The following is a 7687-nucleotide window of genomic DNA, read 5'->3' on the forward strand; positions in this document are numbered from 1 at the left end:
TATATTCCTCAAATGATGTCTCCTTTTGGCACCGGGCTGCTGTTGCAGCCCTCCTAAATCAAACTTCAATAGACTCAGATATCTCCAGGGCATCATCCACTTCAATACCGAGATAACGGACGGTACTTTCGAGATTTTTGTGACCTAAAAGTAGCTGGATCACTCGAAGATTCTTCGTTTTTTTATATATCAGACATGGCTTGGTTCTTCGCATAGAATGCGTACTGTACAGAGTCTCGTCGAGACCCAGCTTATCAATCCATCCATGAAAAATACGGTTATATTGCCTGGTTGAGATATGTCGTGAAGAACCGACGCGGGACTGGAATAGATAGTCGCTACTATGTAGATGAGCCATTTTGATCCAGGCTGCTACAGCCTCTCTTGTTCCTTTAGTAAGTTCAAACTGTACAGGACTTCCAGTTTTTTGCTGCAGCACTGTCGCTCTGCCCGAAACAGAGTGGCCATAGGCTACATCAGAAACTTTTAGCTTTACCAGATCACAGCCCCGAAGTTTACTGTCCAGAGCCATGTTAAACAGAGCTAAATCGCGTACTTTTCCTTCCAGCTCAAGTCTGATACGGATACCCCAGATATGAGAGATCTGAAGAGGCCGTTTCTGGCCAATAATACGGCCCTTGTTCCAGGGGGATGTTGTCATGCTCAATCTCCTTTGGGTTAGGAGATGTGATTATGGTTGTCCCATATGAGCGAGGAGCGGACCTTGATCGATTACAACTTATTTATCGACGTACTCTATATCTGACCTGCAAGATAAAAAACCACCAAAAATATATATGTTTTAACGAATGTATAGTTGCTCGCTACCCCCTACTTAGCGATACTGCTCACTGTTTGTTAAACAGGAGTTTTAATGCTTCAGCTCAATCCTCTACAGCTTTTCAAAACGCTTTCTGACGAAACACGGCTCAGTCTGGTGCTGTTGCTGCGGGAAAAGGGAGAACTTTGCGTCTGCGAACTCACATCTACTCTCAGAGAATCTCAGCCCAAAATTTCTCGTCATCTTGCATTACTTCGGGACGCCGGTCTGCTTATCGACAGGCGTGATGGCAAGTGGATTCATTACCGGCTGTCACCTCATATGCCCGCTTGGGCGGCAGCTGTAATTGAACAGGCTTATCTGTGCCAGCGGGATGACATCCTGCAGCTCAGCCAGCAGGCTGAGCTGGACAATGTAACCACCAACGGCAAGCCAATCTGCATTTAAATTTTTTAATTATTCATATGCGTTTTAACGTATGTATATCTTTAAGTTCTCTGCGCCAGGTCTGACAGGTGCAGTATTAAAGGAGAGTATATGTTTCTGGCGGGTGCGATTTTTGTTCTGACGCTGGTACTGGTTATCTGGCAGCCGAAAGGACTGAGTATTGGCTGGAGTGCCGTTATCGGGGCCGCTCTGGCGCTACTGACCGGCGTGGTGCATATCGGTGATATTCCTGCGGTATGGCAGATTGTCTGGAATGCGACGGCCACGTTTATCGCGGTCATCATCATCAGCCTGCTGTTAGATGAGTCCGGCTTTTTTGAGTGGGCAGCACTCCATGTTTCCCGCTGGGGAGGCGGCAGAGGAAGGCTGCTGTTCACCTATATTATTTTGCTGGGCGCGGCAGTGGCATCGCTGTTCGCCAATGACGGCGCGGCGCTTATCCTGACGCCAATCGTTATTGCCATGCTCCTGGCGCTGGGCTTCAGTCCGGCTGCCACGCTGGCATTTGTAATGGCAGCGGGCTTTATCGCGGACACTTCCAGCCTGCCGCTGATCGTGTCGAACCTGGTCAACATCGTCACGGCGGACTTCTTTAAGCTGGGCTTCAGTGAGTATGCTTCCGTCATGGTGCCGGTGAATATTGCTTCCGTGGTGGCTACGCTGGTGATGCTGCATCTGTTTTTCCGCAAAGAGATCCCGGCAACCTATGACCTGGCGAAGCTGAAAGCGCCAGCGGAAGCTATACGCGACATGCGCACCTTTCGGGCTGGATGGTTTATTTTACTTCTGCTGCTGGTCGGATTTTTCGGCCTTGAGCCCCTTGGAGTACCGGTCAGCCTGGTAGCAGCGGTTGGGGCGTTTGTTCTCTGGCTGGTTGCCCAAAAAGGACAGGTTATCGACACCCGCAAGGTGCTGAAAGGTGCGCCCTGGCAGATAGTCATTTTCTCGCTGGGCATGTACCTCGTGGTATATGGCCTGCGTAACGCCGGCCTGACAGATTACCTCTCTGCTGCTTTGAACCGTTTTGCTGAGCACGGCGTCTGGGGCGCTACACTTGGCACCGGCTTCCTGACTGCGGCACTCTCTTCCGTAATGAACAACATGCCTACCGTGCTGATTGGCGCGCTTTCGATTGACGGCAGCACGGCTCTGGGCGTGGTGAAAGAGGCAATGGTATACGCCAACATCATCGGCTGCGATCTCGGCCCGAAAATCACACCCATCGGCAGCCTGGCGACACTGCTGTGGCTGCATGTGCTGGCTCAGAAAAACATCACCATCAGCTGGGGCTACTACTTCCGCGTGGGCATTGTGATGACCCTGCCGGTACTTTTTGTGACGCTGGCGGCGCTGGCCCTGCGCCTGTCTTTTCAACCTTAACCCCGGGGCTGCGTCTGTGCAGCTCCTTAACGGAGTACCGTTTATGACTGATATCACTATTTATCACAATCCGGCCTGCGGAACGTCCCGTAATACTCTGGCGCTTATCCGTAACAGTGGCGTGGAGCCAACAGTGATTTTGTATCTGGAGATGCCACCATCCCGCGACGAGCTTAAAAAGCTGATAGCTGATATGGGTATTAGCGCACGCGCCCTGCTGCGCAAAAATACAGAGCCGTATGAGCAGCTGGAGCTGGCAGAAGACCGGTTCAACGATGATGAACTGCTGAATGCGATGCTGGCTCACCCTATCCTCATCAACCGCCCCGTGGTTGTGACGCCGCTCGGCACAAGACTCTGTCGTCCGTCTGAAGCGGTTCTGGACATTCTGCCTGACCCGCAGCAGGGAGCATTTACGAAAGAGGACGGCGAAAAAGTCATTGATGAACACGGAAACCGGATCAGCCACTGATTTTTTCAGTGTGCTGCCGGCAGGAAGGGAGACGCAAAAACAGAAGCCGGCAGATGCCGGCTTTTTTCATATACTGCGCTGATTAACCCGCTCAGAGAGCTGCGCGGCACTTTCTTTCCTTTCGCTGTAGCGATCGGTCAGGTACTCACTGCGCCCGCGCGTCAACAGAGTGAACTTCATCAGCTCCTCCATTACGTCCACGATGCGATCGTAGTAAGGCGAAGGCTTCATGCGACCATCTTCATCAAATTCAGCCCAGGCTTTTGCCACGGATGACTGATTCGGGATAGTAATCATACGCATCCAGCGCCCCAGAATGCGCATCTGATTAACTGCGTTGAAAGACTGCGAGCCGCCGCTGACCTGCATGACGGCCAGGGTTTTTCCCTGCGACGGGCGAAACGCACCTGACGTCAGCGGTATCCAGTCAATCTGCGCCTTCATGATGCCGGTCATAGCGCCGTGACGCTCCGGGGAGCACCAGATCATGCCTTCCGACCAGAGAACCAGTTCACGCAGTTCCACAACTTTGGGATGCGTTTCAGGGGCATCATCAGGCAGCGGCAGACCGGACAGATTAAAAATTTTGACCTCTGCACCCATTGCCGTCAGCAGCCGGGCGGCTTCTTCCGTCGTCAGCCGGCTATAAGATCGTTCCCGCAGCGAGCCGTAGAGCATCAGAATGCGGGGCGGGTGCGCCACTTCTGCAGCCCTCAGCTTATCTTCCGTCAGCGGCACGTCCAGGAGTGAAGTATCAACATTTTTCAGGGTATCGTTCATGTCATTCACAATGAGGTCTCTTCGTGAGTCGTCGCGGGTGACAGGCTGCAGCTACTGCCTGCGCAGCATTCTTCTGTAAGAAAGGCCATCAGTTGTTCAAGCTGCGTATAGCAAGGTCTGCAAAACAAGGTACGGCTCTGCCGTTCCTGGCTGATCAGGCCCGCGGACATCAGCGCCGAAATATGATGACTGAGCGTGGAGGGCGGAATACCGAGGCGCTTCTGCAGAACACCGACTGGCAGGCCGTCATGACCCGCTCTCACCAGCTCCCGGTATACGCTAAGACGGGTCGGGTGCCCCAGCTCCCGAAGCGCATTTGCTGCTGTTTTTAAATCCATACGCCCTCCTTGAACTATATTTCCAGAATAATAGAAATATAATCAGCGTCAAATATTTTTCCCCGGAATGGATGGCTCGCCCTTATCCCGGTTCGGTCCAGCAGAGGAAGGATGACGACGCCAGATCACTATGGAAATCGCCGTGATGAACAGGGTAAGGATGGCAGATAAAAGCAGCGTGCCGGGTGTGCCGTATTGCTCCAGCAGTATGGCGTAAACTGACGGCGCGAGCGCCGCGAGCAAAAAAGCGGGTGACAGCAGTAAGCCTGTTTTACGGGCATACTGCTGCGGATCAAACAGCACAAGAGGCAGGACGGCCTTAATGACCGTACTCAGTCCGTTTACAGCCCCGTAACTCAGAATAAAGATGGCTGTAGCCACCGGGGTAACATTCCCTGCAAGGCCAACCAGAAAGCATAATGGCAGAATAATGCCGGTAAACAGGCTCAGACGGATCGCTGAAGTACGTGCACCGGAAGCCACGTCCAGCAGTCTGGCGCTCACCTGTCCCACCCCCCACAACATACCCGCTACGGCGGGCATACCATAAGCGGCCAGTATCTGAGGAAAATGAGCGGACACGCCGGTGGAAACAAAGCTTATCAGCGCTATCAGCGTGGCGTACCACAGGCCGCTGATGAAGGCTTTCCGGTCTTCTGCTGGTCCGATCGCCTGAAGAGCGGGCTGCCCGGCAACGGGAGGTTGACGCCGATAACCTGCCGGAACGGTGGTCAAAAAAAGCAGGCTGACAATGCCTGCACAGCCGTAAACGATAATGGCATGCCGCCAGTCGGTAAAGTGCAGTAGCGCAGCGCCAGCAGGCCAGAACGCGACTGACGCGAGACCACCCAGCAGTGTGACCAGGGTGATTGCCCGACGGGCCTCTGCGCCTGCAATTTCTACAAGCAGCGCAAATGCGGCATCATACAGGGCAAGTCGCATGCCAGCTCCCATCAGGAGCCAGACGGCAACCCACGATGTTGTTGAATGGGTAAAAGCCATCAGAAAACAACCGAGGACTATGACGAAGGTTCCCACCATCATCACCGTACGCCCGCCGGTACGTGCTATAAGGGGGCCGGTAAGTGGCGAGACAAGCCCCATAACAAGCATGGCAATAGTCAGCCCGGAGAATGTCACAACTGGTGACCGGCCTGTCTCCGACATGATGGCGGTCCCGAAGACCCCCGGCATATAGAATGTGATACCCCAGTTGATTAGCTGCGTCATGCCAATGCAGAAAATGGTGCGGCCTGTCAGATGCCCGTCAGTCAACCCGTGCTCTCCGGAAATGTGGCGTCGCCCTGCCCGAGCGTACGCTGCATGATGACCGTATCAAGCCAGCGTCCGTGCTTGAAGCCCACAGATCTGAGCGTTCCTGTAATGCTGAAGCCTGCCGCGCGATGCAGGGCAAGAGAGGCGCTATTTTCGCTATTTCCAACTACGGCCACGAGCTGGCGAAAGCTACGGTCCTCTGCCCATGTGACCGCACTCAATAACAACTTTTTTCCTATCCCCTGGCCCTGAAAGTTGGGGGCAATATATACAGAATTCTCCAGGGTGAATCTGTAGGCACACCGTTCCCGGTAGAGTGACAGGTAGCAGTATCCGCGGACATTGCCGTCCTCAACAGCCACAAACCAGGGCAGTCCTGCTGCACGCACCTTTTTCAGGCGGGCTGTCATTTCAGCCGGATCCGGCGGTTCAGTTTCAAAAGTGGCGGTGCCATGCAATACGTGATAAGCATAAATCTGCTGGATGGCAGGAATATGTCGTTCATCTGCTTCGGTTATTTCCATCGGTACGGCTCCTTCTGCGGTCATAAGCAGAGACTAACCGGAATGAATAATTTCAGACAGGCAGCAGGACTTATCAGCGGTATAAGGAAAATTTTGGCATGGCAAACCTGAACCTCGATCACCTGGCTACTTTCAGACTGGTCGTCAGCCGGGGCAGTTTCTCCGGAGCGGCTGAAGCACTTGGTCTGTCGCAGCCGGCAGTGAGCCTGCATATAAGACAACTGGAGCAGGCGCTTCAGGTCCGGCTTATTGAGCGAACCAGCCGGGGAGTAAGGCCCACGCCAGCCGGGCTGACTCTCGTTGAGCACAGCATGAAAATTGATGCAGTGGTAAGTACAGCAGTTGAATCGGTGTGCCAGCATTCTGATGAGATAACCGGCACTGTTACTGTTGGCACAGGCGCAACGGCCTGTATTCATTTACTTCCCCCCTTACTACAGCAACTGCGACAGGCCCATCCCCTGCTGAAGGTGGACGTACGCACAGGTAACACTTCCGATATAGTGCGGGGCGTGGAGGAAAATCGTATAGATATTGGCCTGGTGACTCTGCCAGCTGCAGGTAAAAACCTGAGCATCATCCCGCTGGGTACGGATGAGTTTGTTGTCATCATGGAAAAGGATGCATCAGAGCCGAGTGCGAAAATATGGAATCCGGGCGCTTTGTTGCCGCTGCCGCTGATTATCTTTGAACCGGGAAGCGGGACACGCGCCCTGATTGACCAGTGGTTCCGGGAGACGGGACATATTGCCTGCCCGGTCATGGAGCTTGGCAGTATCGAAGCTATTAAAAGAATGGTCCGTGCCGGTCTTGGCTACAGCATTGTTCCCAGAATGTCCGTTGCATGCATTGAGGAAAGATCGGGGCTCGATCTTTACTCTGTGACGCCCTCTCTTCACCGGACTCTCGGGACAGTCATGCGGGAAGACCGGATTGTAAGCAGAGGTATCAATGAAGTGCTGAAAAACCTAAACAGCAGTTTTGCAAAAAACGAAATCAGATAAATATTCTTCGATATCTAAACCGGACAGGTCTACTCTCTCCGGCGAAGTATCACTACAGCTTTTACCAGCTACCAACGTCCGCTTCTTGGCACGGAGCGGACGCTAAGATCTCTTCCTTTGTCCGCTATGAGCAATGAGCGGACGTACGCATCAGTTTTATGTTTCCAGATCCCCTTCTTTTCGTTTTGCTGACATACATTTTGTCCCTGATTAATTAGACTGACAGGTGAGAATGAATGTTCATTACAGGGTAATTCATGAAAAATTTTCAGCGCAGTATGATCGCCGGGCTGGCGTTGATCATGGCGGGTTGCGATCAAAGCGGTCACCAACCTGATGCAGACATGACAACCGAGGTCGGGGTGAAAACGTTGCAAAGTACATCGGTAACGTTGACCAGCCAGCTTGCCGGACGCGTCACCGGCAGTATGACGTCGGATGTCAGGCCGCAGGTTGACGGTATCATCCAGAAACGCCTGTTCACCGAGGGCGATTACGTGAAAGCCGGACAGGTGCTGTATCAGATTGATCCTGCAAGCTATCAGGCCAGCTATGATCAGGCCGTCGCGCAACTGAAGAATGCGCAGGCCCTCGTGAAGAGCAGTAAACTGAAAGCCGTACGTTATGCGGCGCTGGTAAAAGATAACGGCGTGTCGCGGCAGGATGCGGATGATGCGCTGGCAACC

The 7687-nt window shown here is 53.2% G+C and carries 10 protein-coding genes; 5 read left to right on the plus strand and 5 right to left on the minus strand.

From position 1 onward, the window contains the following. Window positions 1-58 precede the first annotated feature (58 nt). Window positions 59-661, minus strand: a complete 603-nt coding sequence (locus RAC90_RS20435) for a site-specific integrase (protein WP_054634134.1) — start codon at window positions 659-661, stop codon at window positions 59-61. 213 nt (window positions 662-874) lie between these two features. Between RAC90_RS20435 and RAC90_RS20440 the strand changes: the two genes are divergently transcribed. The 3 genes from RAC90_RS20440 to arsC all read left to right on the plus strand — a co-directional run bounded on the left by RAC90_RS20440 (window position 875) and on the right by arsC (window position 3080). Further along, on the plus strand, window positions 875-1228 hold the full coding sequence (locus RAC90_RS20440) for a metalloregulator ArsR/SmtB family transcription factor (protein ID WP_054634133.1): 354 nt from the start codon (window positions 875-877) through the stop codon (window positions 1226-1228). Between the two features lie 90 nt (window positions 1229-1318). Continuing rightward, window positions 1319-2608 (plus strand): arsenic transporter, encoded by a 1290-nt coding sequence (locus RAC90_RS20445; protein WP_054634132.1) that lies wholly within the window; start codon window positions 1319-1321, stop codon window positions 2606-2608. Between the two features lie 43 nt (window positions 2609-2651). Continuing rightward, window positions 2652-3080, plus strand: coding sequence for a glutaredoxin-dependent arsenate reductase (gene arsC / locus RAC90_RS20450; protein WP_054634131.1), 429 nt, complete (start codon window positions 2652-2654; stop codon window positions 3078-3080). A gap of 66 nt (window positions 3081-3146) precedes the next feature. Here arsC and arsH read toward each other — a convergent pair whose 3' ends face one another. From arsH to RAC90_RS20470, 4 genes are read right to left on the minus strand one after another with little or no spacing between them, the layout of a single operon-like run. Continuing rightward, window positions 3147-3860 carry an arsenical resistance protein ArsH gene (gene arsH, locus RAC90_RS20455; RefSeq protein ID WP_375124732.1) on the minus strand — a complete coding sequence of 238 codons (714 nt, stop codon included), beginning with the start codon at window positions 3858-3860 and terminating at the stop codon, window positions 3147-3149. 5 nt (window positions 3861-3865) lie between these two features. Further along, window positions 3866-4198 carry a helix-turn-helix transcriptional regulator gene (locus RAC90_RS20460; protein WP_033769959.1) on the minus strand — a complete coding sequence of 111 codons (333 nt, stop codon included), beginning with the start codon at window positions 4196-4198 and terminating at the stop codon, window positions 3866-3868. Between the two features lie 48 nt (window positions 4199-4246). Continuing rightward, window positions 4247-5428 carry an MFS transporter gene (locus tag RAC90_RS20465; RefSeq protein WP_253274990.1) on the minus strand — a complete coding sequence of 394 codons (1182 nt, stop codon included), beginning with the start codon at window positions 5426-5428 and terminating at the stop codon, window positions 4247-4249. A 41-nt stretch (window positions 5429-5469) separates the two neighbouring features. Further along, a complete protein-coding gene (locus RAC90_RS20470; protein ID WP_058702411.1) occupies window positions 5470-5997 on the minus strand; it encodes a GNAT family N-acetyltransferase in 528 nt (175 codons plus the stop codon). A gap of 98 nt (window positions 5998-6095) precedes the next feature. Here RAC90_RS20470 and RAC90_RS20475 point away from each other — a divergent pair, with 98 nt between their 5' ends. Both RAC90_RS20475 and RAC90_RS20480 read left to right on the plus strand, forming a co-directional pair. Beyond that, window positions 6096-7001, plus strand: coding sequence for a LysR family transcriptional regulator (locus RAC90_RS20475; RefSeq protein ID WP_028722792.1), 906 nt, complete (start codon window positions 6096-6098; stop codon window positions 6999-7001). Window positions 7002-7258: 257 nt separating this feature from the next. After that, window positions 7259-7687: biotin/lipoyl-binding protein (locus RAC90_RS20480; RefSeq protein ID WP_375124733.1), on the plus strand; the 429-nt coding region annotated here is incomplete at its 3' end.

This window comes from Pantoea sp. CS_6 (assembly GCF_041954745.1).
GTDB lineage: Bacteria > Pseudomonadota > Gammaproteobacteria > Enterobacterales > Enterobacteriaceae > Pantoea > Pantoea stewartii.

Excerpts from the sequence above, each read along its gene's own strand:
- RAC90_RS20435 (WP_054634134.1), bottom strand. The coding sequence starts at position 661 with ATGACAACATCCCCCTGGAACAAGGGCCGTATTATTGGCCAGAAACGG.
- RAC90_RS20440 (WP_054634133.1), top strand. The coding sequence starts at position 875 with ATGCTTCAGCTCAATCCTCTACAGCTTTTCAAAACGCTTTCTGACGAA.
- RAC90_RS20445 (WP_054634132.1), top strand. The coding sequence starts at position 1,319 with ATGTTTCTGGCGGGTGCGATTTTTGTTCTGACGCTGGTACTGGTTATC.
- arsC (WP_054634131.1), top strand. The coding sequence starts at position 2,652 with ATGACTGATATCACTATTTATCACAATCCGGCCTGCGGAACGTCCCGT.
- arsH (WP_375124732.1), bottom strand. The coding sequence starts at position 3,860 with ATGAACGATACCCTGAAAAATGTTGATACTTCACTCCTGGACGTGCCG.
- RAC90_RS20460 (WP_033769959.1), bottom strand. The coding sequence starts at position 4,198 with ATGGATTTAAAAACAGCAGCAAATGCGCTTCGGGAGCTGGGGCACCCG.
- RAC90_RS20465 (WP_253274990.1), bottom strand. The coding sequence starts at position 5,428 with ATGACGCAGCTAATCAACTGGGGTATCACATTCTATATGCCGGGGGTC.
- RAC90_RS20470 (WP_058702411.1), bottom strand. The coding sequence starts at position 5,997 with ATGGAAATAACCGAAGCAGATGAACGACATATTCCTGCCATCCAGCAG.
- RAC90_RS20475 (WP_028722792.1), top strand. The coding sequence starts at position 6,096 with ATGGCAAACCTGAACCTCGATCACCTGGCTACTTTCAGACTGGTCGTC.